20 protein-coding genes are annotated in these 25,327 nt (G+C 70.6%); 15 read left to right on the top strand and 5 right to left on the bottom strand.

The annotated features are described in order from the left end of the window. Window positions 1-29: 29 nt before the first annotated feature. Complete coding sequence (locus ACFUNE_RS26770; RefSeq protein WP_383573159.1) at window positions 30-2,201, bottom strand: RecQ family ATP-dependent DNA helicase; 2,172 nt, start codon at window positions 2,199-2,201, stop codon at window positions 30-32. Between the two features lie 111 nt (window positions 2,202-2,312). Between ACFUNE_RS26770 and ACFUNE_RS26775 the strand changes: the two genes are divergently transcribed. From ACFUNE_RS26775 to ACFUNE_RS26800, 6 genes are all read left to right on the top strand, one after another. After that, window positions 2,313-3,662 carry a DUF4192 domain-containing protein gene (locus ACFUNE_RS26775; RefSeq protein WP_383573162.1) on the top strand — a complete coding sequence of 450 codons (1,350 nt, stop codon included), beginning with the start codon at window positions 2,313-2,315 and terminating at the stop codon, window positions 3,660-3,662. A 135-nt stretch (window positions 3,663-3,797) separates the two neighbouring features. After that, window positions 3,798-4,562 carry an NUDIX domain-containing protein gene (locus tag ACFUNE_RS26780; protein WP_383573165.1) on the top strand — a complete coding sequence of 255 codons (765 nt, stop codon included), beginning with the start codon at window positions 3,798-3,800 and terminating at the stop codon, window positions 4,560-4,562. Between the two features lie 147 nt (window positions 4,563-4,709). Next, entirely contained in the window at window positions 4,710-6,470 is a 1,761-nt protein-coding gene (locus ACFUNE_RS26785; protein WP_383573168.1) for an ATP-binding cassette domain-containing protein, read from the top strand. A gap of 181 nt (window positions 6,471-6,651) precedes the next feature. Beyond that, window positions 6,652-7,518, top strand: coding sequence for a FadR/GntR family transcriptional regulator (locus ACFUNE_RS26790; protein WP_383573437.1), 867 nt, complete (start codon window positions 6,652-6,654; stop codon window positions 7,516-7,518). Between the two features lie 324 nt (window positions 7,519-7,842). Then, complete coding sequence (locus tag ACFUNE_RS26795) at window positions 7,843-9,387, top strand: RNA polymerase sigma factor (RefSeq protein WP_383573170.1); 1,545 nt, start codon at window positions 7,843-7,845, stop codon at window positions 9,385-9,387. A 128-nt stretch (window positions 9,388-9,515) separates the two neighbouring features. Continuing rightward, window positions 9,516-10,346 (top strand): S1 family peptidase, encoded by an 831-nt coding sequence (locus ACFUNE_RS26800; RefSeq protein ID WP_383573173.1) that lies wholly within the window; start codon window positions 9,516-9,518, stop codon window positions 10,344-10,346. 105 nt (window positions 10,347-10,451) lie between these two features. On the opposite strand, the gene ACFUNE_RS26805 is transcribed toward ACFUNE_RS26800, so the two are convergent. Beyond that, window positions 10,452-10,685 (bottom strand): hypothetical protein, encoded by a 234-nt coding sequence (locus ACFUNE_RS26805; protein ID WP_014153643.1) that lies wholly within the window; start codon window positions 10,683-10,685, stop codon window positions 10,452-10,454. Between the two features lie 432 nt (window positions 10,686-11,117). Between ACFUNE_RS26805 and ACFUNE_RS26810 the strand changes: the two genes are divergently transcribed. The 6 genes from ACFUNE_RS26810 to ACFUNE_RS26835 all read left to right on the top strand — a co-directional run bounded on the left by ACFUNE_RS26810 (window position 11,118) and on the right by ACFUNE_RS26835 (window position 17,903). Then, entirely contained in the window at window positions 11,118-13,244 is a 2,127-nt protein-coding gene (locus tag ACFUNE_RS26810) for a type IIA DNA topoisomerase subunit B (protein WP_383573176.1), read from the top strand. A gap of 123 nt (window positions 13,245-13,367) precedes the next feature. Beyond that, complete coding sequence (locus tag ACFUNE_RS26815) at window positions 13,368-13,910, top strand: DUF1453 domain-containing protein (protein ID WP_383573178.1); 543 nt, start codon at window positions 13,368-13,370, stop codon at window positions 13,908-13,910. After that, window positions 13,907-15,070, top strand: coding sequence for a sensor histidine kinase (locus tag ACFUNE_RS26820; RefSeq protein WP_383573181.1), 1,164 nt, complete (start codon window positions 13,907-13,909; stop codon window positions 15,068-15,070). The genes ACFUNE_RS26815 and ACFUNE_RS26820 overlap by 4 nt, the downstream gene beginning before the upstream one ends. Next, window positions 15,067-15,744: a response regulator gene (locus tag ACFUNE_RS26825; RefSeq protein WP_383573184.1), complete on the top strand. Its 678-nt coding sequence runs from the start codon at window positions 15,067-15,069 to the stop codon at window positions 15,742-15,744. The genes ACFUNE_RS26820 and ACFUNE_RS26825 overlap by 4 nt, the downstream gene beginning before the upstream one ends. 96 nt (window positions 15,745-15,840) lie before the next feature. Beyond that, a complete protein-coding gene (locus ACFUNE_RS26830) occupies window positions 15,841-16,314 on the top strand; it encodes a DUF485 domain-containing protein (protein WP_383573187.1) in 474 nt (157 codons plus the stop codon). Further along, a complete protein-coding gene (locus ACFUNE_RS26835) occupies window positions 16,311-17,903 on the top strand; it encodes a cation acetate symporter (RefSeq protein WP_383573190.1) in 1,593 nt (530 codons plus the stop codon). Before ACFUNE_RS26830 ends, ACFUNE_RS26835 begins: the two co-directional genes overlap by 4 nt. Before the next feature lie 27 nt (window positions 17,904-17,930). Here the strand turns inward: ACFUNE_RS26835 and ACFUNE_RS26840 are convergent, their stop codons facing one another. Continuing rightward, window positions 17,931-18,608, bottom strand: a complete 678-nt coding sequence (locus tag ACFUNE_RS26840; RefSeq protein ID WP_383573193.1) for a response regulator — start codon at window positions 18,606-18,608, stop codon at window positions 17,931-17,933. Continuing rightward, a complete protein-coding gene (locus ACFUNE_RS26845) occupies window positions 18,605-20,362 on the bottom strand; it encodes an ATP-binding protein (protein WP_383573196.1) in 1,758 nt (585 codons plus the stop codon). Before ACFUNE_RS26845 ends, ACFUNE_RS26840 begins: the two co-directional genes overlap by 4 nt. Before the next feature lie 158 nt (window positions 20,363-20,520). Here ACFUNE_RS26845 and ACFUNE_RS26850 point away from each other — a divergent pair, with 158 nt between their 5' ends. Continuing rightward, window positions 20,521-21,528, top strand: a complete 1,008-nt coding sequence (locus ACFUNE_RS26850) for a LacI family DNA-binding transcriptional regulator (protein ID WP_383573199.1) — start codon at window positions 20,521-20,523, stop codon at window positions 21,526-21,528. Between the two features lie 30 nt (window positions 21,529-21,558). Here the strand turns inward: ACFUNE_RS26850 and ACFUNE_RS26855 are convergent, their stop codons facing one another. Further along, a complete protein-coding gene (locus ACFUNE_RS26855) occupies window positions 21,559-22,905 on the bottom strand; it encodes a citrate/2-methylcitrate synthase (RefSeq protein ID WP_383573202.1) in 1,347 nt (448 codons plus the stop codon). A gap of 147 nt (window positions 22,906-23,052) precedes the next feature. Here ACFUNE_RS26855 and ACFUNE_RS26860 point away from each other — a divergent pair, with 147 nt between their 5' ends. Together ACFUNE_RS26860 and ACFUNE_RS26865 are read left to right on the top strand one after the other, a co-directional pair. Next, window positions 23,053-24,216, top strand: a complete 1,164-nt coding sequence (locus ACFUNE_RS26860) for a citrate synthase/methylcitrate synthase (RefSeq protein WP_383573205.1) — start codon at window positions 23,053-23,055, stop codon at window positions 24,214-24,216. A gap of 22 nt (window positions 24,217-24,238) precedes the next feature. Beyond that, window positions 24,239-25,303, top strand: coding sequence for a CobW family GTP-binding protein (locus ACFUNE_RS26865; protein ID WP_383573208.1), 1,065 nt, complete (start codon window positions 24,239-24,241; stop codon window positions 25,301-25,303). Window positions 25,304-25,327 lie beyond the last annotated feature (24 nt).

Here is a 25,327-nt window from a genome sequence, read left to right on the forward strand (position 1 = left end):
CCACTTGTGGCGACGAACGAAGCCACCTGTCACGCCTGGACCGCCAGGACCAGCGGAAACACCCCTTCCGCTCCCGCGCGTCGGAGCAGCCGTGCCGCGACGGCCAGTGTCCATCCGGTGTCGGAGAGATCGTCCACGAGCAGGACGGGCCCTCCCGCGGAGGCGAGCGCCTCCGCCAGCGCGGGCTCCACGACGAGCGCCCCGTGCAGCGCCTTCACCCGCTGTGCGCTGTTGGTCTGGGAGATCCGCAGATCCTCGCTGCCCGGTGCGTAGGTGACCGTACCCAGCAGGGGCATCCGGCCGACCTCCGCGATACGGCTGCCGAGCGACTGGACCAACTGCGGCCTCCGGCGTGAGGCGACCGTGACGACTCCTACCGGCCGGGCTGCCGCGTCCGGCCTCCCGGACCCCCAGCCACCAGGGCCCTTGGCCCAGTCCGTGATGACCGTGACCACCGCGGCGGACACGTCGTCGGGGACCGGGGCGTCAGGAGCCTGCGCCGCGAGCAGTGGACGCAGTCTGTTGCCCCACCCGATGTCCGAGAGCCTGCCGAGTGCCCGGCCGGGAAGCGCCAACTCGCCTGCCGGAATGCGTCCCTTGAGGTCGACCCCCACCGCTGAGAGCCCAGTGGGCCACATCTTGCGGGGCTCCACCTCCACTCCTGGCCGGCCGAGCTCGCCGCGAGCCCCGTCGAGGGCCGCCGTGGAGACCTTGTCGTCGAACCGCGAGCCCGCGCAGTTGTCGCAGCGCCCGCACGGGGTGGCCTCCTCGTCGTCCAGCTGGCGTCTGAGGAACTCCATGCGGCACCCGGTCCCGGACGCGTAGTCACGCATGGCCTGCTGCTCGGCGGCCCGCTGCCGCGCGACCCAGGCGTAGCGCTCGGAGTCGTAGACCCACGGCTCGCCGGTGGAGATCCAGCCGCCCTTCACCCTCTTCACCGCCCCGTCGACATCCAGCACCTTGAGCATCGTCTCGAGGCGGGTGCGCCGGAGGTCGACCAGGGGCTCCATGGCAGGCAGGGACAAGGGACGGCCGGCCTGGGCGAGGACGTCGAGCGTCCGGCGGACCTGCTCCTCCGGGGGGAAGGCGACGGAGGCGAAGTACTGCCAGATGGCTTCGTCCTCCTTCCCCGGGAGCAGCAGCACCTCGGCGTGCTCGACTCCACGGCCCGCGCGTCCGACCTGCTGGTAGTAGGCGATGGGGGAGGACGGTGACCCCACGTGCACGACGAAGCCTAGGTCGGGCTTGTCGAATCCCATGCCGAGCGCGGAGGTGGCCACCAGGGCCTTGACCCGGTTGGCCAGGAGATCGTCCTCGGCCTGCTGCCGGTCGGCGTTCTCCGTCCTGCCCGTGTACGACGTGACCGGGTGTCCGCACTGGCGGAGGTAGGCCGTGATCTCCTCGGCGGCCGCGACCGTGAGCGTGTAGATGATGCCCGAGCCCGGCAGCTCCCCGAGATGATCACCCAACCAGGCCAGACGGTGTGCGGCATTGGGAAGTTGGAGCACGCCGAGGCTGAGGCTCTCCCGGTCCAGCGGGCCCCTCAGCACCAGCGCGTCCGTGCCCGCCCCCGTGCCGAGCTGCTCCGCGACGTCCGCGGTCACCCGGGCGTTGGCGGTGGCCGTGGTGGCGAGCACGGGAACGCCCCCGGGCAGGTCGGCGAGCATGGTCCGCAGCCTCCGGTAGTCAGGGCGGAAGTCGTGCCCCCAGTCGGAGATGCAGTGGGCCTCGTCGACCACGAGCAGACCCGTCGCCGCGGCAAGGCGCGGCAGCACCTGGTCCCGGAAGTCGGGGTTGTTGAGCCGCTCGGGACTGACCAGCAGCACGTCGACCTCGCCCGCCGCCACCTCGGCCTGGACGGTGTCCCACTCCTCGGTGTTGGAGGAGTTGATCGTGCGGGCGCTGATACCGGCCCTTGCCGCCGCCGCCACCTGGTTCCGCATCAGGGCGAGGAGGGGCGAGACGATCACCGTCGGCCCGCTGCCCTGCGCGCGCAGCAGCGATGTGGCCACGAAGTACACAGCGGACTTGCCCCATCCCGTCCGCTGGACGACCAGAGCTCTGCGCTTGTCGGCGACGAGGGCCTCGATGGCCCGCCACTGGTCCTCACGCAGCCGGGCGGTGCCGGTGGCGTCCCCGACCAGACGGGCGAGTACGGAATCGGCCGAGGCCCTGAGCTCTGAGCGGTCTGCGTTGGTCATGACCCCATGCAACCCGATGCCTAGGACAAACCGCGAACGGTGGCGCCGACCCTGTGGACAAGTTATCCACAGGGGGTCGCGGAAATCTGCGCACCGCGGGACGGTCATTCCATGAACAAGCACGACGAAACCGCCGGACCGTCCGACGCGCAGCAGATCACGCTGCGCGGTCCCGCGGAACTTGCCGACGCCCTTCCCTACCTGATGGGCTTCCACCCGAACGACAGCGTGGTCATGGTGGCCCTCCACGGCGGCCGGGGCCGCTTCGGCGGCCGGCTCAGGCTGGGCATTCCGCGGGAGCAGGAGGAGTGGGCCGCCGTCGCCGACCAGCTCGCGCGCAGCCTGGTCGAGGGGAGCGAGAGGCGTGACTCCCGCCCTGACGCGATCGTCGTCTTCCTCTGCCAGGACCCTGCCGAGGGGGAGCGGGCACCGCAGACCATGGAGCGGCTGAGGCCGTTCGCGCAGCGTCTGCGCACGGCCTGCGGGACACTCGACGTCCCCGTGCTCGAAGCGCTCTGCATCTCCGACGGCCGGTACTGGTCCTACTGCTGTCCCGACGACCGCTGCTGTCCGGCCGAGGGCAATCCGCTGGCGCTCCCCGGCACCACGGTGATGGCGGCCGCTGCCGCGTACGCGGGGATCCAGGTGCGTGGATCGCTGCGGGACATGGAGGCGCGGCTGGCGCCGTTGATGGCAACCGCGGCCCAGGAGCAGGAGAGAGCTCTCGACTCGGCGGGCGCCGTCCTGGTGTCCCGGATCCTCGATCCCGACGGGCGCGGAGAGGTGGCGGGGGAGACGCTGGCGCTCGCGCGCGACCTCCTGCAGCGCCTCGGGAGTGCGCCTGCGGCGGGGGCTGCTGCGACCGACGGAGGTGACGACGGTCTGATCACGCCGGAGGAGGCCGCGGCGGTGATTCTCGGCCTTCAGGACCGCGAGACCAGGGACCGGGCCGCCGAGTGGATGGAGGGCCGCGAGGCCGAAGCGGCGCTGCGCCTGTGGCGTGCGCTCGCCCGCAGGTGTGTCGGCCCGTACGTGGAGCATTCGGCGGCGCCGCTCGCGCTGGCCGGCTGGGTCTCGTGGTCCACCGGAGACGAGGCCGGTGCCCGGGTGGCGCTGGCGCTCGCCCTGAGGGCCGACCCCGACTACACGTTCGCCCAACTACTGCACCAGGCGTGCAACCAAGGCCTGGACCCGGAGACGCTGCGCCGCTGTCTCCGGGGGGAGCGCATTCTGCGTGAGCGCCACGGAGGTGTCCGCGCCTCCGGGGAAGACGCAGGGCGGCACACGGCGGCGCGCCGCGCGCCGCGTCCGACGACGCGCACTCAGGCCGGGAAGCGGAGGCGGAAGGCGACGCCCCGGCCGCGACACGGCACAGGTCCGCATCAGGGCGCGGCTGTGAGCCGGGGCCGGGCCCGTTCCGCCGGACGGCCGGGTGATCGCGGCGCCAGGAGCCGGGATTGAGAGTCGGCCCGCCGGGGCGGCGCCCGGCAGGGGCTCGCACGAGCGGGGGAGGAGAGGCGGGCGGGTCCGGGCCGGGAGCGGAACGGGTGTCGCGAAGGGAGTGTTTATCGTCAGGAAGACGACTATGATTTCGGCATGCCGCCCTACGACCCGTCGACCTTCCCGCCCTTCGCCGTCACCGTCGACCTGGTCGTCCTCACGGTGCGACGTCACGCGCTCTGCGCGCTGGTGGTGCGCCGCGGCGAATCTCCTTTCCAGGGGCGGTGGGCACTTCCGGGAGGATTCGTCAGGGCCGATGAGGATCTCGGTGCGGCGGCAGCGCGTGAGCTGGTCGAGGAGACGGGGCTCTGCGCACACGATCCGGCCGGCCCCGCAGTCGGAAACGGTGCCCACCTCGAGCAGCTGGCCACCTACGGCGATCCGGAGCGCGACCCTCGGATGAGGGTCGTCAGCGTCGCGCACCTCGCGCTGGCGCCCGACCTCCCGGCCCCGCGTGCGGGCGGCGACGCGAACAGCGCACGCTGGGCGTCCGTCGACGACCTGCTCGGTCCGGGGGGTGGCTTCGGACGCGAGGGCGAGCAGCCCGCGCCACTCGCCTTCGACCACGCGAGGATCCTCGACGACGGAGTGGAACGAGCTCGTTCGAAGATCGAGTACTCCTCACTGGCCACGGCGTTCTGCCCACCCGAGTTCACGGTCGGGGAGCTGCGCAGGGTGTACGAGGCGGTGTGGGGCGTGGTCCTGGACCCGCGGAACTTCCATCGCAAGGTCACGGGCACGCCCGGCTTCCTGGTCCCCTCCGGGGGCACCACCACGCGGCAGGGAGGCCGCCCCGCGCAGCTGTTCCGGGCCGGTGCGGCGACCGTGCTGAACCCGCCGATGCTGAGGCCGGAGGTCTGAGCGGGCGCAGGTTCCGCAGGCTCGCGCCGCAGGAACCTGCGGAACGCGCACAGAAGCATCGATGCACCAAAAGTCTGAAATGTCGCGTTATCTTGCTGGGGTACCCCACCCTGCCGCCGAGCGGTCTCACCCTCCGCGAGAGAAGCGATGCTCCAGGCCATCGGACTCACCAGTGCCCCCCGCCGCGACCACCCTCCCGTCGTGGACGACCTGACCTTCGAAGCCCCGCCAGGCAGTGTCACCGCACTGCTCGGCGCTCCGGGCTCCGGCAAGAGCACGGCCCTCCGCCTGATGCTCGAACTGGAAGCGGGAAGGGGCGTCACCTACTTCAAAGGCCGGCCGCTGCATCGCATCGGCCATCCCGCCCGTGAGGTCGGGGTGCTTCTCGGGGACGTGCCGGGGCATCCGGCGCGCACCGCCCGTGGCCAGCTCCGGATGCTCTGCGCCGCTGCCGGAGTGCCGGCGTCACGGGCCGACGAACTGCTCGAGGTCGTCGGTCTCGCGGCGCTGGGGGACCAGCGGATCGGGACGCTCTCGGCGGGCATGGACCGTCGGCTCGGCCTCGCCTCGGTGCTCCTCGGGGACCCGCACACACTCGTCCTCGACGAGCCCACCGACGGCCTCTCCCCGCGCGAGAGGAGCTGGCTCCACGGGCTCCTCCGCGCCCACGCGGCCGAAGGCGGCACGGTCCTGCACACGACCGGCGACCCCAAGGAGGCCGCCCGCGCGGCCGACCGCGTGGTCACCATCGACCAGGGGCGGCTCGTCGCGGACCAGGATGTCGCCGATTTCTCCCGTACGCGCCTGAGGCCCCGCGTCGCCGTGCGGACCCCGCAGGCGGCCCGGCTTGCCGCCGTGATGAGCCGTGAGGCCCGCGCCGCCCATCGCTCCGTCGAAGTGGTCGCCGAGGACGGCAGCCGGCTGTCGGTGTACGGCAGCAGCTGCGCGGAGGTCGGGGACGTGGCGTACCGGCACGGTGTCCCCGTCCACCAACTCGCCGACGAGACGGGGGACGCGGGTCCGGTCGCCGTCCCGGCCCGAGGGCCGGGCGGCGTTCCGGTGAGGACCGTGCTGCCGGGGCCCGCCTCGACCGTTGCGATCTCGCGGCTGCCACCACCGATCCCCGTACGACCGGCCAGGGGCCCGCTCCGGCCTCTGCGTTACGAGCTGCGCAGGATCTTCGGTGTCAGGACGGCCGCCCTGATCCTGGCGGCGGTCCTCGTCGTGTCGGCGGGCATCTCCGTACTCCTGGCCCGCTCCGGCAGGACGCCCCTGCCGGATCTACTGGTCGCCTGGCCGGACCTGTTGCCGCTGCCCCCGGCCGCGTTCGCCGCCGGGCTGCTGGGCGCCCTCTCCTTCGGTGACGAGTTCCGCTACCCGGCACTCGCGGCCGGGCGGGGGACGGTCCCGCGCCGTCTCGGTCTCCTGGTGGCCAAACTGGCGGTCTCCGGGAGCGTCGCACTCCTGCTCGCCGTGCTCTCGGTGCTGGCCGACGCCGAAGCCCTGCGCCTCGTGTACGGCGGAGACTTGGTCACCGCACCCGTAAACGCCTGGCAGCTCGCCGCAAGTTGGGCGGGCCTCTCGGTCGGATGCGCCTGGGCAGGGTTGCTGGGCGCCGGTGTGTTCCGGCTGACCGGCGCCGGAGTCGCGGCGGTACTGGCGGTTCCGGCGCTCGTCGTACCGCTGGTGCAGAAGCTCCTGGCGGGCCCGTCGGTCCGTTCGATCACCGGGCTTCCGGGCCGGCTGCGTGAACTCGGCTGGCTGCAGTGGCCGTACGAGGTGGACCGGTGGGCCATGGCGGCTGTGCGTGTGGTCGCTCAGCCCGTAGGGCTGGCGCTCTCCTTGTCGTTGGCCGTCCTGGTCTGCGCGTATGTGTTCACCAGCCTTCGAGGGAGGGCCCGTTGGTGACCGGGTCGCCCCGGTCGGCGGAGCTCCTGAGGGCAACTCGCACGAAAACGCTTTATTTCTCCCAATAACGCGTCAATTGGGAGGTGGGTGCCGATCACCCTTTCGTGTGCTTTTCACCAAAGACCTCAAGGGCTGGGTGAGCCGCGCCGAAAAAGGATGCGTGAGTACCCTTGCGCACACCATGATGACCGCCGCCCGCTCCGCCGATTCCGGCCTCGCCGGCCCGGGCGAACTCGACCGCTACCCCTATACGGAGGCGCCGGCCGGCGAGCGTGCCGCGCTCCGTTCCTGGGGAGGGGCCGAATCCGACCTGGGGCGGACCGGCCGACGCGGCACGGCCAGTCGCGGCCGTGGACTCCACGGCCAACTGGTCCAGCAGCTCGGACAGATGATTGTTTCCGGTGACCTCGGAGCCGACCGGCCGCTCGTGCCGGAGGAGATCGGTCAGCGATTCGAGGTCTCCCGCACCGTTGTCAGGGAGTCCCTGCGTGTTCTCGAGGCCAAGGGCCTGGTCAGTGCCCGGCCCAACGTGGGCACGCGGGTCCGCCCGGTGAGCGACTGGAACCTGCTGGACCCCGACATCATCGAATGGCGCGCTTTCGGCCCGCAGCGCGATGACCAGCGCCGCGAGCTGGAGGACCTCCGGTGGACGATTGAACCGCTGGCCGCCCGACTGGCCGCGGGCCACGGGCGCGAGGACATTCAGCAGCGCCTCGGCGACATGATCGAGATCATGGGGCATGCGATGGGGCAGGGTGACGCCATCACGTTCTCCAGGGCCGATGCCGAGTTCCATGCCTTGCTCATCCAGGCGGCGGGCAACCGCATGCTCGAGCATCTCTCCGGAATCGTGTCGGCGGCCCTGCATGTTTCCGGCGGCCCTGTCACCGGCTGCGACCGGCCTGCCGAGGCGTCCCTCGGTCACCACGCGCGGATCGTCGAGGCTCTCGCGTCGGGCGATTCCGCCGGTGCCGAAGCCGCGATGCGGCAGCTGCTGGTCGGCCACACCGACGGGGAGCGCGTGGTTCCCGCGCCTCGCGAGCACTGAGCGCGGTCGGACCGGGGTGTGCGGACCGTGTGCCGCCGGGCCCGAGCGGTTCGGCGGCACGTTTGTGCGGACAGGTGACCTCTGGTTCTGTTTGTCGCGAATGGGGTGTGACTGGGGCCACGCGAATTGGGCGTAACACTCCTCGAAACAGTGCGATGACTTAAGAGGTGACCGCCGCGGAAGGAATACAGCAGCCACGTAGTGCGCTGTGCAGTTCTGAGGCCAAGCCCGCGCCGTCGGCGACATCCCCAGCCGACGGTCGTCGGTTCCAGCCCTCTCCAGGGCCGGGCCGGAAGCCGTTTCCATCGTTCCGAGAGGTTGTTCGTGTCGGCCAGCACATCCCGTACGCTCCCGCCGGAGATCGCCGAGTCCGAGTCTGTGATGGCGCTCATCGAGCGGGGAAAGGCTGATGGGCAGATCGCCGGCGATGACGTGCGTCGGGCCTTCGAGGCTGACCAGATTCCGCCAACCCAGTGGAAGAATGTTCTGCGCAGCCTCAACCAGATCCTCGAGGAAGAGGGTGTGACGCTGATGGTCAGTGCCGCGGAGTCGCCTAAGCGCGCCCGCAAGAGCGTCGCAGCGAAGAGCCCGGTCAAGCGCACCGCCACCAAGACTGTCGCGGCCAAGACGGCCGTGACGCGGACCGTCGCGGCATCTGCCGCCCCGGCGGCCGAGAGCGCGGACGCAGCGGCCGACGACGCCGTTGCCGCTCCTGCGAAGAAGACGGCGGCCAAGAAGACGGTCGCCAAGAAGACCGCCGCGAAGAAGACGGCGGTCAAGAAGACCGCCGCGAAGAAGTCCGGCAAGCAGGACGACGAACTGCTCGACGGCGACGAGGCGGCCGAGGAAGTCAAGGCCGGCAAGGGTGAGGAAGAGGAGGGCGAGGGCGAGAACAAGGGCTTCGTCCTCTCCGACGACGACGAGGACGACGCGCCTGCGCAGCAGGTCGCCGTCGCCGGCGCCACGGCCGACCCGGTCAAGGACTACCTGAAGCAGATCGGCAAGGTCCCCCTCCTCAACGCCGAGCAGGAGGTCGAGCTCGCCAAGCGGATCGAGGCCGGCCTCTTCGCCGAGGACAAGCTCGCCAACTCCGACAAGCTCGCACCGAAGCTCAAGCGCGAGCTGGAGATCATCGCCGAGGACGGCCGCCGGGCAAAGAACCACCTGCTGGAGGCCAACCTCCGTCTCGTGGTCTCGCTGGCCAAGCGGTACACCGGCCGCGGCATGCTGTTCCTGGACCTCATCCAGGAGGGCAACCTCGGTCTGATCCGAGCGGTCGAGAAGTTCGACTACACCAAGGGCTACAAGTTCTCCACGTACGCCACGTGGTGGATCCGCCAGGCCATCACCCGCGCCATGGCCGACCAGGCCCGCACCATCCGTATCCCGGTGCACATGGTCGAGGTCATCAACAAGCTCGCGCGGGTGCAGCGCCAGATGCTCCAGGACCTGGGCCGTGAGCCCACCCCGGAGGAGCTGGCCAAGGAGCTCGACATGACCCCTGAGAAGGTCATCGAGGTCCAGAAGTACGGCCGTGAGCCGATCTCTCTCCACACTCCGCTGGGTGAGGACGGGGACAGCGAGTTCGGAGACCTCATCGAGGACTCCGAGGCCGTCGTGCCCGCGGACGCGGTGAGCTTCACGCTGCTCCAGGAGCAGCTGCACTCCGTGCTCGACACGCTCTCCGAGCGTGAGGCGGGCGTGGTCTCGATGCGCTTCGGTCTCACCGACGGTCAGCCGAAGACGCTGGACGAGATCGGCAAGGTCTACGGGGTGACGCGCGAGCGCATCCGTCAGATCGAGTCCAAGACGATGTCGAAGCTGCGACACCCGTCGCGCTCGCAGGTGCTGCGCGACTACCTCGACTAGATCGGGGACGGACATGGGCCGGGCCCGGAACCTCTTCAGGTTCCGGGCCCGGCCCATGTCCGCGTGCGGCGGCCACGGTGGCGGATAACGCTGAGTGGGCACTGTTCACCTCGGCGTCAGGAGCTTCCATGCCCCGCGTTCTCGTCCGTGCTCTGCCCGCTGCCCTCACCCTGGCGTTTGCCACGGCAGTGATACCCCTCGGTCCCCCGGCCCTCGCCGCAGCGGACAGCATCATCGTCGGCGGGAAGCCGGTGGCCGTCGCGGACAGCCCGTGGACCGTGGCTCTGTCGAGCCGTGACCGGTTCGGAGGAACCCGTGCGGGCCAGTTCTGCGGGGGAGTGGCGATCGCACCCACCGAGGTGCTGACGGCCGCACACTGCCTGCGGGAGGACGTCCTGGGGGCCGCCGTCACGCACGTCCGGGACCTGCGGATCATCGCCGGACGGGACGAGCTGAGCGGGCCGGGCGGCCAGGAGATCCCCGTCCGGTCCGCATGGGTCAATCCTGGCTACGACCCGCACACGAACGCCGGCGACCTCGCGGTCCTCACCCTGGCCCGTGCGCTGCCGAAGGCCGACGTCATCCCGATGGCCGGGACGGGGAGCGAGGCGTACGAGCCGGGCACCGCGGCGACGGTGTACGGCTGGGGTGACACGACCGGGTACGGCGCGTACGCCTCCGGGCTGCGCGCTGCCACCGTGCGGGTACTGCCGGACAGCGAGTGCGTCCGGGCGTACCCCGGAGGCACACAGGGCGCCTACGCCGCCTCATCGATGCTCTGCGCCGGTGAGACGGCGGGAGGGCGGGATGCGTGCCAGGGAGACAGCGGAGGGCCGCTGGTGGCCCGTGGGCGCCTCATCGGGCTCGTCTCGTGGGGAAGCGGCTGCGGGAGCCCGGGCAGCCCCGGTGTGTACACCCGCGTATCCGCGGCGATCAGCTGGATGGCGGACCGGGGCTGACCGCGGGATTCCGTCGCACACATGAGAACGGGCGGCTCCCCTGAGGGGAGGCCGCCCGTCGGCCGGTCCTGGACCGTACCCATGGCTCGTCGTGGATGCGAGGTGTCAGTGTTGTTCCTCGTCGGCGGCACTGGCCTGCACGGCAGTGAGCCGATCTGTCTCATCCTGTATTTCCGCGGCGATCTTCTTGAGTTCCGGCTCGAACTTGCGCCCGTGGTGGGCACAGAAGAGCAGTTCACCGCCGCTGATCAGGACGACGCGCAGATAAGCCTGGGCGCCGCAACGGTCACAGCGGTCTGCTGCGGTCAGCGGGCTCGCGGGGGTCAGAACAGTAGTCACGTCGCCTCTTCTCTAGCTCGACGAGCTGTCGTACCAGGGTCAACATCCAACCAGGCCGAAAACGTTCCCGCTCGTGGCATTTCTTCGAAACTTCTTCTCAGGATGGCTGTCTGTTGCCGGTTCGCGGCGAATGTGCCGTATTGCGTAGCGCTACGGTTTCGCGTTGCTTGTGTGGGCCGGTCCGCCGGCTGGCTTGCCGGTTGTTCATGAGGACGTGCCCGGAGCCTAAATGGTTCATGCCTCGAAGGGAACGTGATGTGCACGTCACTCCAACGAATGATCGAACGCCTATGCGAGGCTGGACTAGCATAAGGATTCCCCCTGGGTGGCGTTACAACCGCTCTACCAGGCCTCGGTAGGCTCTCAGCGGCTACCTAGGCCGAGCCCGTTACCCACTGGGCCCCAAATGAAATTCAGCGAGGAGCGAACCGCGTGACCGCCGATTCCGTGCCGTCCACTGCGCTGCTGACCGGAGCAGGCGGCTCAGACAGGGACAGCTCCAACTACACCGCGCGGCACCTTCTCGTCCTCGAGGGGCTCGAAGCGGTTCGTAAGCGCCCCGGGATGTACATCGGGTCCACCGACAGCCGGGGACTCATGCACTGCCTCTGGGAGATCATCGACAACTCGGTCGACGAGGCTCTCGGGGGCTACTGCGACGCCATCGAGGTCATCCTGCACGACGACTCGTCCGTGGAGGTCCGGGACAACGGCCGGGGCATCCCGGTCGACGTCGAGCCCAAGACCGGGCTCTCCGGCATCGAGGTCGTCATGACCAAGCTGCACGCCGGCGGAAAGTTCGGCGGCGGGTCCTACTCGGCGTCCGGCGGCCTCCACGGCGTCGGCGCCTCGGTCGTGAACGCGCTCTCCGCCCGGCTGGACATCGAGGTCGACCGCAACAGCGCGACCCACGCGATCAGTTTCCGGCGCGGTGTCCCGGGCATGTTCACGGAGCAGGGACCGGACAGCCCCTTCGACCCCGCCAACGGCCTCCGCAAGGCCAAGCGCGTTCCGAAAGCGCGGACGGGTACCCGCACCCGGTACTGGGCGGACCGCCAGATCTTCCTCAAGGACGCGAAGCTCAACCTCGAGACGCTGTACCAGCGGGCACGGCAGACCGCCTTCCTCGTGCCCGGCCTGACCATCGTGGTGCGCGACGAGCGCGGCATCGACGGTGAGGGCAAGACGGAGGAGACCTTCCGTTTCGACGGCGGAATCAGCGAATTCTGCGAGTACCTGGCGCAGGACAAGGCCGTCTGCGACGTCCAGCGCCTGACCGGGACGGGCACGTTCAAGGAGACCGTGCCGGTCCTGGACGACCGCGGACACATGACGGCGACCGAGGTCACCCGGGAGCTGGGCGTCGACATCGCCCTGCGCTGGGGCACCGGCTACGAGACCAACCTCAAGTCCTTCGTCAACATCATCGCCACCCCCAAGGGCGGCACCCACGTATCCGGCTTCGAACGCTCCCTCACGAAGACGGTGAACGAGGTCCTGAGGTCCGCGAAGCTGCTCCGCGTCGCCGAGGACGACATCGTCAAGGACGACGCGCTGGAGGGGCTGACCGCGGTCGTCACCGTGCGGCTCGCCGAGCCGCAGTTCGAGGGACAGACCAAGGAGGTGCTGGGCACCTCGGCCGCCAACCGGATCGTGGCCAATGTGGTCGCCAAGGAGCTCAAGGCGTTCCTGACGTCCACCAAGCGCGACGCCAAGGCTCAGGCCAGGGCCGTGCTGGACAAGGCGGTGGCCGCGGCCCGCACACGCATCGCGGCCCGCCAGCACAAGGACGCGCAGCGCCGTAAGACCGCGCTCGAGTCCTCCTCGCTCCCCGCGAAGCTCGCGGACTGCCGGAGTGACGACGTGGAGCGGAGCGAGCTCTTCATCGTGGAGGGCGACTCGGCCCTCGGCACGGCGAAGCTGGCCCGCAACAGTGAGTTCCAGGCCCTGCTGCCCATCCGCGGGAAGATCCTCAACGTCCAGAAGTCGTCCGTCTCGGACATGCTCAAGAACGCCGAGTGCGGCGCCATCATCCAGGTCATAGGAGCGGGCTCCGGGCGCACCTTCGACATCGACGCGGCGCGGTACGGCAAGGTCATCATGATGACGGACGCCGACGTCGACGGTTCGCACATCCGCACCCTGCTGCTCACGCTCTTCCAGCGGTACATGCGGCCGATGGTCGAGGCGGGGCGGGTCTTCGCGGCCGTGCCTCCGCTGCACCGGATCGAGCTCGTCCAGCCCAAGAAGGGCCAGGACAAGTACATCTACACCTACTCGGACAACGAGCTCCGCCAGACGCTGCTGGAGCTGCAGCGGAAGAACGTCCGGTACAAGGACTCGATCCAGCGGTACAAGGGCCTCGGCGAGATGGACGCGGACCAGCTGGCGGAGACCACGATGGACCCGCGCCACCGCACCCTGCGCCGGATCAACATCGGCGACCTGGAGTCGTCCGAGCAGGTCTTCGATCTGCTGATGGGCAACGAGGTCGCCCCCCGCAAGGAGTTCATCACGAGCTCGGCGGCCACCCTGGACCGTTCGCGTATCGACGTCTGACCCTCTCCACCCGTGGGTGGAGGCTCTTTCTCCACCCACGGTCAGCCCCTGAGCCGATCCCAGGACCTCCGCGTCTCCGTAGCGTCGAAGACATCGAAATCTTCCCGCTTCTCGGAGGCTTCCATGTCAGAGCTCTTCAACGTGCTGGTGATCGTCGCGGTCGTCGCGCTCGTCGTCGTGCGGCAGTTCTCCGCCCAGCGGGTGGGCGATCAGAAGCGGTGGTGGGTGCTCCCCGTCGTCCTGTTCATCGTCGCTCTGCGCAGTGACGGAGCCCTCGACCCCCGTCACGAGACGCTGTCGGCGGTGATGCTGGGCGTGGGCCTCGTCCTGGGTCTGGTCACCGGGGCGGGATGGGGGTGGACCGCCCGGTTGTGGCAGGGGCCGGACGCATCCGTCTGGAGCCGGGGCACCAGGGCCACGCTCTTCGTATGGGCGGGAGGGATCGCGCTGCGCGTCTCGCTGGCCGTGGCCGCAGTGCTGCTCGGGGTACACCAGGGGACGGCCGCCCTGCTCATATCGCTCGCGGCGATGCTGTTCGCACGCAGTGGTGTCCTCTCCATGCGGGCCGACGGCGTGCGCGCGCAGTACGGTGTCACCGCAGGTTCTCCTGTCAGCGGCGCGCCGGCGGCGGCGGCCGCGCAGACCATGTCGAAGGGCGGGGCGTGAACCGCGATACGTGGACGAGCTGGCCCTCCAGGGAGGCTCTGACCCGAGCGCCTCACTCCCGGTCCCGGGCGGCGATCGCTCGGCTCGTGTGGGGCGCGGTGTTCGTCGGACTCCTCTGGAACGCGTTCGCGGACGGACGGTTCGCGCTCTGGCAGGTCGCGGTCGGCCTCGCGGTGACCGCAGGCTGTGTGGCAGCCGCCAGAGCGTTCTTCCGCACCACCAGGGAGCACCGCCTGTGGCCGTCCCTCGGTCTGCTGGTCCTGCTGACGCTGGTGGCGGCCGGGGCCCTGGAAGCGGGCGCGGGAGCCCTCGCGATCGTGCTGTGGTGCGGGTGCGCCGTGGTCACCCTGGAACGTCTCCCGCTGTTCGCCGCGGTTCCTCTCACCGCGGTGACACTCGTCGCCTACGCCGTGGCCAAGGGCGACGGCTGGCTGACGACAGTGATCACGACGGGCAGTCTGTGTCTGGGCGGATATGTGCTGCGTCTCGATGCCGAGGCCCGTGGCAGCTCCCAGCGCCTCCTTGCGCAGGAGCGGGCCGCGAGGGAGGCGGAAGCCGGTGCCGCCGCGCTGGCGGAGCGGTCCAGGATCGCCCGGGAGATCCACGATGTCCTCGCCCACAGCCTCTCCGCCCAGCTGGTGCACCTGGAGGCGGCCCGGCTGCTGATCGAGCGGGAGCCTTCTACGGAATTCCGCGACCAGGTGCTGGAGCGGGTGGTGGCGGCACGCTCCATGGCGCGTGAAGGCCTCGCGGAGACGCGCCAGGCACTCTCCGCGCTCCGCGGGGAGATGACCCCTGTGGAGGACTTCCTGCGGCAGCTGGTGGCCGATGAACGGGCCGACGTGTCCGTGGTGGGGGAGCGCAGGGAGTTGACCGCGGAAGCGTCGCAGACCGTGCGGAGGGTGGCGCAGGAGGCGCTGACCAACACCCGGAAGCACGCTCCGGGGGCAGCCGTCTCCGTCCGGCTGGAGTATCAACCGGACCTGGTGGCCCTGCAGGTACGGGATTGCGGTGGCCATCGTCCGGCGGGCGAGCTCGCTGTCAGCGGCTCCGGTTACGGTCTTGTGGGGATGAGGGAGCGTGCCGAGCTGCTCGGCGGCACTCTCGAGGCAGGGCCGGACGAGGAGGGGTTCGTGGTGAGACTGCGGGTGCCGGCGTGAGTGCGCGGGTGGTGGTCGCCGACGACCAGTCGGTGGTGCGTGAGGGAATCGTCATGCTGCTGGGGCTGCTGCCGGGCCTCGAGGTGGTCGGAGCCGCACGGGACGGGGACGAGGCGGTCGCCCTCGTCGCCGAGACGGCGCCCGATGTGGTTCTGATGGATCTGCGGATGCCCCGTTGCGACGGTGTCGAGGCCACTCGCCGGATCCGCCGGGAGCACCCCGGGACCCAGGTGGTGGTCCTCACCACCTTCGCGGACGACGATTCGCTGTTCGCCGCTCTGAAGGCGGGCGCGCGCGGTTACCTCACCAAGGACGCCCGCGGTGAGGAGATCGCCCAGGCCATCGAGGCAGTGCTGTCCGGTGAGGCGGGGCTCTCGCCCAAGGTGCAGAGCCGACTGCTGGAGCGGGTCACGGCCCAGGCCGTCGAGACCGGTGCGCCGTTGCCCTCCCAGCTGCCCGACGGGTTGACCCCGCGAGAGGCCGAGGTGCTGGTCCTCATCGCGGACGGGCTCTCCAACACGGAGATCGCGCGCACCTTGCACATCTCCAGGGCCACGGTGAAGACACACATCAACAACCTCTTCTCCAAGACGGGGGCACGCGACAGAACCGGGGCCGTGCGCTATGCCTACGGCCGGGGGCTCGCACACCCACCCGGCACTTCCGTCACCTGAAATGGTGAAGCACGGCGAATGAAGTGCCCGGGATCTTCCCGATCTGCCCATTCTTGGCTACGCGGCCGAACAGGCTCGTGGACAAGGGAGTTGTTGGTGGAGAAGGAAGCAGGGCCGGACGCCGCAGCGGTGCGGCTCGACGACCCGTGGTACGAGGCGCCGGCCACCGGGTGGGGCGAGCCCGACGGCGCGGGGGCCGTCGCGGGCGACGGGCGGTCCATGTCGGTGGAGCAGCACAGCCCCAGCGCGGCCGAGATCTATCTTGAGGTGCAGAGCAGCCCGGCGTTCCGCGAAGTGCGCCGCCGCTACCGGAGGTTCGTGGTGCCCGGGGCGGTCGCCTTCCTGCTCTGGTACCTCGCCTATGTCATCGCGGCGACCACCGCGCACGACCTGATGGCGCGCCCCGTGGCCGGTGCGCTGAATGTGGCCATGGTGGCGGGGCTCGGGCAGTTCCTCACCACGTTCCTGCTCACCTGGGCGTACGCGCGTCATGCGCGTCTGCACCGGGACCGTGCCGCGCTAGAACTGCGCTGGGAGACCCAGGAGATGACAAGAGGGGCGGGCCGGTGAGAGGGGAGCACCAGACGCTGGCGCTGCTGCTGTTCAGCGTGTTCATCGCCGTGACCCTCGGCATCACCACCTGGGTCAGCCGGAACAGGCAGGGTTCCGCGGAGGAGTTCTACGCGGGCGGGAGGCTGTTCTCCCCCATGGAGAACGGATTCGCCATCGCCGGTGACTACATGTCGGCGGCGTCCTTCCTCGGCATCTCGGGGCTGATCGCCCTCTTCGGCTACGACGGCATGCTCTACTCGGTGGGCTTCCTCGTGGCCTGGCTCGTCGTCCTGCTCCTCGTCGCCGAACTCGTCCGCAACTGCGGTCGGTTCACCCTCGCCGATGTGGTCGCCGCCCGTATGGCCGAGCGCCCGGTGCGTACTGCGGTGGGTACGTCGTCCGTCACCGTCTCGGTGCTGTACCTGGTGGCCCAGATGGTGGGGGCGGGCAGCCTGGTCGCGCTCCTGCTCGGTGGGACGAGCGACACCGCCCGGTCCTGGACCGTGGTCGGCGTCGGAGCGCTCATGGTGATCTACGTGTCGCTCGGCGGTATGCGCGCCACGACCTGGATCCAGATCGTCAAGGCGGTCCTGCTCATGGCCGGAGCCGTCGCACTCACCGTGCTCGTCCTCGCCCGATTCCACGGCGATGTCAACGCCCTGCTCACATCCGCGGCCGAACGCAGCGGCCACGGACGGGACTTCCTCTCGCCCGGACTCAAGTACGGCGGGAGCTGGACGGCGCGTTTCGACTTCATCAGTCTCGGCTTGGCGCTCGTTCTCGGCACGGCCGGACTGCCGCACATCCTGTCGCGCTTCTACACGGTGCCCACCGCACGCGCGGCCCGGCGGTCCGTCGTCTGGTCCATCGGCCTGATCGGCAGCTTCTACCTGATGACCATCGTGCTCGGGTTCGGAGCGGCCGCGCTCGTCGGCTCCACTGAGGTCCGGGCGTCCAACGCCTCCGGGAACACGGCTGTTCCGCTCCTGGCGCTCGTCCTCGGCGGCGGCGAGGGTTCCACAGGTGGCACGGTGCTCTTCGCCGTCGTGGCCGCGATCGCCTTCGCCACGATCCTCGCCGTCGTCGCCGGGATCACCCTCGCCTCCTCCGCATCGGTGGCCCACGACCTCTACGCCTCGTTCCGGCGGCCGGGTGCCAAGCAGCGGAGCGAGGTCGGCGTGGCGCGGGTGGCCGCCGCGGGCATCGGAGTGGTGGCCATCGGGCTGGGGCTGCTCGCCCAGGATCTGAACGTCGCGTTCCTGGTGGGGCTGGCCTTCGCGGTCGCGGCCTCCGCCAATCTCCCGGTGCTGCTCTACTCGCTGTTCTGGCGGAACTTCACCACCCGGGGTGCGGTCTGGGCCGTCTACGGCGGTCTGGTCCCGGCCGTTGTGCTGGTCCTGCTCTCGCCGGTCGTCTCGGGGAGTCCCACCTCGCTCTTCCCCGGAGTGGACCTCGCGCTGTTCCCTCTGGAGAATCCGGGTCTCGTGTCGATCCCCGCCGGCTTCCTGGCGGGCTGGATCGGCACCGTCACCTCGCCCGAGCCGCCCGACCCGGCCAGGCATGCGGAGACGGAGGTCCGGTCGCTGACCGGGGCGGGGGCGGCGTAGACGGACGGGGAGCGGGCGATCGCGGCTTCAGGAGCCGGTGGCCCAGGTGTACCGGTGCTCCGGGCGGCCCGTCTCGCCGTACTTGAGGGACAGCCGCACCCTGCCCGTGCGTTCCAGCAGCTTCAGATAGCGCTGGGCCGTCTGCCGGCTCATGCCGGCGCTCTCCGCGAGCTCCTGCGCGGAGAGCGGCCCCTCGGCCGTGCGCAGGGCCTGACGGACCAGATCCGCGGTCGTCGTCGAATGCCCCTTCGGCAGGTCGGAACCGCCCGTGGCCCACAGGGCCCCGAACAGCCGGTCCACCTCCGTCTGCTCGGCCTCGCCACCGCCCTCGAAGGTGCGGCGCAGGGCCGCGTACGCCTCCAGTTTGGTGCGGAGCCCGGCGTAGGCGAACGGCTTCACCAGGTACTGCAGGGCTCCGTGGCGCATCGCGGCCTGCACGGTTGCCACGTCGCGCGCCGCGGTCACCATGATCACATCGGTGTGATGGCCGAGCGCGCGCAGTTCCCGCACCACGGCCAGGCCGTTGCGGTCCGGCAGGTAGTGGTCCAGCAGGATCAGGTCGATGGGCGCCTCACCGATCCTGGCGAGCGCCTGTGCGGCCGAATGGGCCATGGCGGCCACCCGGAACCCGGGCACCTTGGAGACGTAGGCAGCGTTGATCCGGGCGACCCGTACGTCGTCGTCCACGACCAGAACCTCGATCACGGGGTGTCTCCTGACGTCGAGGGTCGTACCGGGGTCGGCAGGCTGCCCGGGGCGGGAATGCCCGGCCGCTGCGGCGCACCGGGCTCGGGGGTGGCCCTCCGCCGCGGTCCGCCCGGGTCGGGGACGGCGAGGTGTGCCGGTTCACCCAGGGCCTCGGGGAGGACGACGGTGAACACCGCCCCGCCTTCGGGGGACCCCGACACGGACACACTGCCGCCCTGCCGCTCGGCGAGCCGCCGCACCAGGGGCAGCCCCAGGCCGCGCTTGCCGTGGGCCGGGAGCTCCTTGGTCGACCAGCCCTCCATGAAAATGGATTCGTGGTCGGCGGCCGGTACGCCGGGCCCGCTGTCGCGCACCCGCAGTTCCACCGTACGGCCGTCGGCTCGCAGGCCGACCTCGATCCGTGCTTCGGCCGACCCCGCGGCCGCGTCCAGCGCGTTGTCGACCAGATTGCCGAGGACGGTCACGAGACCGCGCGGGTCCACCAGCCTGTCCGGCAGCCACGCCTCCGGAGCCATGCGCAGGGCCACACCGCGTTCCGCGGCCACGGTCGCCTTGCCGACCAGGAGAGAGGCCAGCAGAGGGTCGTGGACCTTCTCGGTGACCTGCTCGGCCGTTGCGCGGTGGACTCCGACGACCTCCGTGACGAACTCCGCCGCTTCTTCGTGCATCTCCAGTTCGAGCAGGCCCAGGAGTGTGTGCAGCCGGTTGGCGTGCTCGTGGTCCTGAGCGCGGAGTGCGTCGATCAGCCCGCGGGTGGAGTCGAGTTCGCGGCCGAGGTACTCCAGCTCCGTACGGTCGCGCAGCGTGGCCACAGCGCCGCCGTCGTCGGTCGGCATCCGGTTGGCGAGCAGGACGCGGCTTCCGCGGACGGTCACCAGGTCGTCGCCGACCACCCGCCCGGCCAGCACGTCGGTGGTCCGGCCCGCGCCGAGGGCCTCGTCGAGCTGTTTGCCCGCTGCTCCGGGGCCGAGGCCGAGCAGACGCTGCGCTTCGTCGTTCAGGAGCCTGATGCGCCCTGTGCGGTCGAGGGCGACGACCCCCTCGCGGATGCTGTGCAGCATGGCCTCGCGCTCGGTCAGCAGTGCCGAGATGTCGGAGAATGCCAGGTCATGGGTCTGCCGTTGCAGACGGCGGGAGATCAGATAGGCGGCCAGGGCTCCCACGGCCAGCGCCCCGCCCGCGTAGGCGAGCAGCCCTGGGATCGCGGCGAGCAGCCGGGCGCGGACGCTGTCGTACGCGATGCCGACCGAGACGGCACCGACGACCCGGTCCGATCCGTCGAGCAGCGGCACCTTGCCGCGGGCCGAACGTCCGAGCGTGCCGCTGTCGATCTCCATCACGGACCTGCCCGCGAGTGCCGTGCTCGGGTCGGTGGAGACGACGTCGCCGATGCGGGAGGAGTCGGTGTGCGACCAGCGCACTCCCTGCTTGTCCATGATCACCACGTACTCGGCCCCGGTCGACCGCCTGATCCGCTCCGCCGCCCTCTGGACGGCACCGTCCGGGCGCGGCTCGGTGGTGACCAGCGAATCGGCGATCTGCGGCTGAGCCGCGGTGCTCTGCGCGATCGCCAGGGCACGCCGCATCGCCTGGTCGTCGAGCTGCGCGCTGAGCGGTGCCAGGAAGAGGCCCGTGACGAGGACCGTGACGCCGGTGATGATGGCCAGCTGCATCAGCAGGACCTGCGAGAAGACCCGCTTCGGCCAGCCGAACCGGCGCGGTCCCCGTGAGGGGGTCGGTGGGGCGCTCATCGTACGAACGGTAGAGGGCGAAACGTGCTGACCGAAATCTCCTGGCGCCGGACGCGGGTGGACCGGAGCTCTTGCCTCTCCGCCGTCCATCTGTGAGCGTTCTATGGGTATCGGACTTGACGCAATCTTCTTGCTTTTCTTGCGCTAATCTTGCGTTCATGACGCGACGACTTGCTCAAGTTGCCCAGAAAGTAGGAGTCAGCGAGGCCACGGTCAGCCGCGTGCTGAACGGCAAGCCGGGCGTCTCCGACGCCACCCGGCAAGCCGTCCTCTCCGCTCTGGACGTGCTCGGGTACGAGCGTCCGACGCAGCTCCGGGGCGAGCGTGCCCGGCTGGTCGGACTGGTCCTGCCCGAACTGCAGAACCCGATCTTCCCGGCCTTCGCCGAAGTGGTCGGAGGAGCGCTCGCACAGCAGGGGCTGACCCCGGTGCTCTGCACGCAGACCAAGGGGGGAGTCTCCGAGGCCGACTACGTCGAGCTGCTGCTCCAGCAGCAGGTGTCCGGGGTCGTGTTCGCGGGTGGGCTCTACGCCCAGGCCGACGCCCCTCACGATCACTACAAGGTGCTCGCCGACCGCAAGATCCCGGTCGTCCTGATCAACGCGGCCATCGCCCACCTCGGCTTCCCCACGGTCTCCTGCGACGACTCGGTGGCCGTCGAGCAGGCCTGGCGCCATCTCGTCTCCCTGGGCCACGAGAAGATCGGATTCGTCCTCGGCCCGGCCGACCACATGCCCTCCCAGCGCAAGCTCGCCGCCGCCCGGGCCCTCGCCGGGCAGTCGGGGGCCACCGTGCCGGACGAGCGGGTGGCGCGGGCGATGTTCTCGCTCGAAGGCGGTCAGGCCGCGGCCACCCGGCTGCTCGAAGAGGGGGTCACCGGCATCATCTGCGCCAGTGACCCGCTGGCCCTGGGCGCGGTGCGCGCCGCGCGTCGCCGGGGCCTCTCGGTGCCCGGGGACGTCTCCGTCGTCGGCTACGACGATTCGGCGTTCATGAACTGCACGGAGCCCCCGCTGACGACGGTGCGCCAGCCGATCGAGGCCATGGGAAGGGCCGCGGTCGAACTGCTCTCGGTGCAGATCGGGGGGCGTGCGGTGCCGTCCGACGAGCTTCTCTTCGAGCCGGAGCTCGTCGTTCGCGGGTCCACTGCTCGCCCGCCCCGGTAGGCGATCGGCGAGATTTTGCGCAGGCTGTAGCTATTTTGCAGAGCGGTCCTCGCGGGGCGGTGCCGTCTCCGCGGCAGCCGTGCTCGGGGACGGCACCGGCCGCGGTGGACGCGGGCCGGTGTACTGCCCGCTGGGCCGCATGCGCAGCGGCCGTTCCGCGTACTCCTCCATGGCGTGGGCGATCCAGCCCGCGGTGCGGGAGACGGCGAACACCGTCTCGCCCGCCTCGGCAGGCATGCCGCAGGTGACCGAGAAGACGGCCAGAGCGAGGTCGACATTGGCGTGCAGCGGAGTGTGGCGGGCGGTGGTCGCCACGACGTCCCGGGCCGCCGCCATCGCCGGGGCCGCTCGCGGCACCTCGTCCAGCAGTGCGAACAGCACGCTCGCCCGCGGGTCCTCGCCCGTGTAGAGGCGATGGCCGAGCCCGGGTACGCGCCGGCCCGCGCGCAGGTGTTCCGCGACGACCGGGGCCGCGCCGCCCCGGCTGACGACCTCGGAGAGCATGCGGTGCGCCGACCCGCTCGCGGCACCGTGCAGGGGGCCCTCCAGTGCTCCCAGTCCCGCGGAGACCACGGCGTACGGGTGTGCGTGGGTCGAGGCGGCGACTCGTGCGGCCAAGGTCGACGCCGCGAGATCGTGGTCGGCCAGCAGCGCGAGGGCGGTGTCGAGCACGGCCAGCGAGGCCGCGTCCGCGGGCCGGCCGGAGAGCTTCGGCCACAGCCGGCAGGCGAGTGAGGCGCCGGGCTCCGCGTCACCATCGGCCTCCCCGGCGCCCGGCAGTGCGCCCACCAGGGTGGGGAGCAGTCCGCGGGCGCTGTTCAGCACCCCCTCCGGGGAGAGGTCGAAGCGAAGGGGGTCGGCGGCAGCGGCGGCGGCGACGGCCGCTCGGAGCCGGTCCGTCGAGCTGCTGTGCCGTGGGAGGGCGGCTGCTGTCCGCCGCGCCGCGGTGAGTGACTCGGCAGCGGCGGTGAACCGGATCCCGGGCCTGAGCTCACCTGTCCAGATCCACTCGGCGACCTCCTCGTAGCCGTACCGGCGGGCGAGCTCCGCGGCGTCCACGCCGCGGAAGTAGTAGCGGTCCGGCTCGATGAGCGTGATGCCGGTACGGAAGACCAGCTCACCCCCGGCGGACGGTGAAGGGTCCCTACGGCCGGTACGGCGGGCCAGGGCGTCGACCTCCGCGGCGTCGAACGTGCTGCCCCGGCCACCGGGGGTGCGCCTGCTGGTGAGCTGTCCCCGGCTCACGTACGCGTACACCGTCTCGGGCTTCACCCCGAGGCGTCCGGCGGCCTCCCGGGTCGTGAGCCCGGGTGTCCCGGAGCCGCCTTCGGCTCCCGCGTCCTGCGTACCGGTCCCGTGGGCCGAGTCATCCGTCATGGGTCCACCGTATCCATATCCATCGTTTGTCCATGTCCGATCACTCCCAGCCAGGCTTTTATGTTGATTCAATCAATATTGACACTTGTAAATCAATCATGGACAGTCGAATCAACGTTCAACTCACAGGTGGAAGAGAGACCGGCCATGTCTGCCACGCACACGCAAACCGCCCCGCTCGACGTCCCCCGGGGCCTCGCCGGCGTGATCGTCACCGACACCGCGCTCGGAGACGTGCGCGGACGCGAGGGCTTCTACCACTACCGCCAGTACTCGGCGGTCGAACTGGCGCAGAGCCGCAGCTTCGAGGACGTCTGGTACCTGATGTTCCACGGTGAGCTGCCCGACCGGGCGGCGAGCGCCGCCTTCGCCGCACGCACCGCCGGTCTGCGCCGGCTGCCGTCGGAGGTGCGGGAGGCCCTGCCCGCCATCGCCCGCGCCGGGGCGGTCTCCGGCCCGCTCGCCGGACTGCGGACCGCGCTCTCGCTGCTCGGGGCCTCGGCGGGGTTCCGGCCGGTCTACGACATCGGGTCGGACCGCCGCCGCGAGGACGCCCTCACCGTATGCGCCGCGGTTCCCACCGTCCTGACCTCCCTGTACCGCCTCGGGCAGGGTCTGGAGCCGGTCGAACCGCGCGACGATCTTCCGTTCGCCGCGAACTACCTGTACATGCTCACCGGCGAGGAGCCGGAGACGGCACGAGCCGCAGCCGTGGAGCGGTACCTCGTCTCCACCGTCGACCACGGCTTCAACGCCTCCACCTTCACCGCGCGGGTGATCGCCTCCACTGGTGCGGACGTCGCCGCCTGCCTGGTCGGAGCGGTCGGCGCGCTCTCCGGCCCGCTGCACGGCGGCGCGCCCAGCCGCGCGCTGGACACCCTCGACGCCATCGGCACCCCTGACCGGATCGACGGCTGGATCAGGGAACGGGTCCTCGCGGGGGAGCGGATCATGGGGTTCGGGCACCCCGTCTACCGCACGGAGGACCCGCGCTCCCGCATGCTGCGCTCGGTCGCCCAGAGCTTCGGCGGCAACCTCGTCGACTTCGCCGTCGAGGTGGAACGGCAGGTGGAGGCGATCCTCGCCGAGCTCAAGCCGGGACGCGAGCTGCACACGAACGTGGAGTTCTACGCAGGGGTCGTCATGGAACTCTGCGGACTGCCCCGCGAGATGTTCACCCCCACCTTCTGCGCCGCGCGCATGGTCGGCTGGAGCGCCAATATCCTTGAGCAGGCGGAGGACTCGAAGATCATCCGTCCGGCGGCCCGTTACGTCGGCACCCCGCCGCCGCACCCCGTGCCGGCACCCTGACCCACTTGAGGAAGGCCACCCGTTGACCCCGCCCCGCGCCCCGCAGATCCCGGTCGTCGTCCTGGCGGGCTTCCTCGGTTCCGGCAAGACGACGCTGCTCAACCATCTGCTCCGCAACAGGGCGGGCAACCGCATCGGCGTCGTCGTCAATGACTTCGGCTCCATCGAGATCGATGCCATGACCGTCGCGGGACAGGTCGGATCCACGGTCTCGCTGGGCAACGGCTGCATGTGCTGCGCCGTCGACGCGAGCGAGCTCGACACGTACCTGGAGACGCTGACCCGGCCGTCCGCCCGGCTCGATGTGATCGTCATCGAGGCGAGCGGTCTCGCCGAGCCCCAGGAGCTCGTACGGATGCTGCTGGCCAGCGACAATCCGCACATCAGGTACGGGGGACTGGTCGAGGTCGTCGACGCCGCGGAGTTCCCCGCCACGCGGGAGCGCCACCCCGAGATCGGCCGCCACCTCGCGGCCGCCGACCTGATCGTCCTGAACAAGACCGACCGGGTCGAGGACGCGGAGCTCCGGGCCGTCCGGGAAGCCGTCGTCACACTGGGCGGGAAGGCGGCGGTCATCAGCGCCGCGTACGGGAGGATCGACCCGGAGCTGCTCATCGACCCCGTGCTCAGGACCGACGAGGACGACCCGGTCCGTCAGTTGACCTTCGAGGATCTGCTCCCCGAGCAGGACCGCATGCACGAGGAGCATCTGCACGCGGCGTACGAGAGCGTCTCCTTCGCCACCGACGTGCCGCTGAGCCCCCGTCGCTTCATGGCGTTCCTCGACTCGCGGCCCGCGGGCCTCTACCGGATCAAGGGGTTCGCCGACTTCGGTGCCGGCGACCCCGGCAACCGTTACGTCCTCCATGCCGTCGGCGGGTTCCTGCGCTTCGTGCCGCAGTCCTGGCCCCGCGACGAACCGCGGCGGACCCAGCTCGTGCTGATCGGGTCCGGTATCGACGCGGACGTGCTGCGCAAGGAGCTCGCAGCCTGCCAGGACGCACGGCAGGACGCCACCGACGAGCTGGAGCGCAGCATGTGGGGCGTCCTGCGGTACGTGCGGCAGCCGGACGACGACGAGGCCTGAGGCCTCCCGCCGCCCGGCGGTGTC

The sequence above is a fragment of the Streptomyces sp. NPDC057287 genome (assembly GCF_042667905.1).
Classification (GTDB): Bacteria; Actinomycetota; Actinomycetes; order Streptomycetales; family Streptomycetaceae; genus Streptomyces.

Coding starts and splice junctions, on each gene's coding strand:
- ACFUNE_RS26770 (WP_383573159.1), bottom strand. CDS start 2,201: ATGACCAACGCAGACCGCTCAGAGCTCAGGGCCTCGGCCGATTCCGTA.
- ACFUNE_RS26775 (WP_383573162.1), top strand. CDS start 2,313: ATGAACAAGCACGACGAAACCGCCGGACCGTCCGACGCGCAGCAGATC.
- ACFUNE_RS26780 (WP_383573165.1), top strand. CDS start 3,798: ATGCCGCCCTACGACCCGTCGACCTTCCCGCCCTTCGCCGTCACCGTC.
- ACFUNE_RS26785 (WP_383573168.1), top strand. CDS start 4,710: ATGCTCCAGGCCATCGGACTCACCAGTGCCCCCCGCCGCGACCACCCT.
- ACFUNE_RS26790 (WP_383573437.1), top strand. CDS start 6,652: ATGATGACCGCCGCCCGCTCCGCCGATTCCGGCCTCGCCGGCCCGGGC.
- ACFUNE_RS26800 (WP_383573173.1), top strand. CDS start 9,516: ATGCCCCGCGTTCTCGTCCGTGCTCTGCCCGCTGCCCTCACCCTGGCG.
- ACFUNE_RS26815 (WP_383573178.1), top strand. CDS start 13,368: ATGTCAGAGCTCTTCAACGTGCTGGTGATCGTCGCGGTCGTCGCGCTC.
- ACFUNE_RS26845 (WP_383573196.1), bottom strand. CDS start 20,362: ATGAGCGCCCCACCGACCCCCTCACGGGGACCGCGCCGGTTCGGCTGG.
- ACFUNE_RS26850 (WP_383573199.1), top strand. CDS start 20,521: ATGACGCGACGACTTGCTCAAGTTGCCCAGAAAGTAGGAGTCAGCGAG.
- ACFUNE_RS26855 (WP_383573202.1), bottom strand. CDS start 22,905: ATGACGGATGACTCGGCCCACGGGACCGGTACGCAGGACGCGGGAGCC.
- ACFUNE_RS26860 (WP_383573205.1), top strand. CDS start 23,053: ATGTCTGCCACGCACACGCAAACCGCCCCGCTCGACGTCCCCCGGGGC.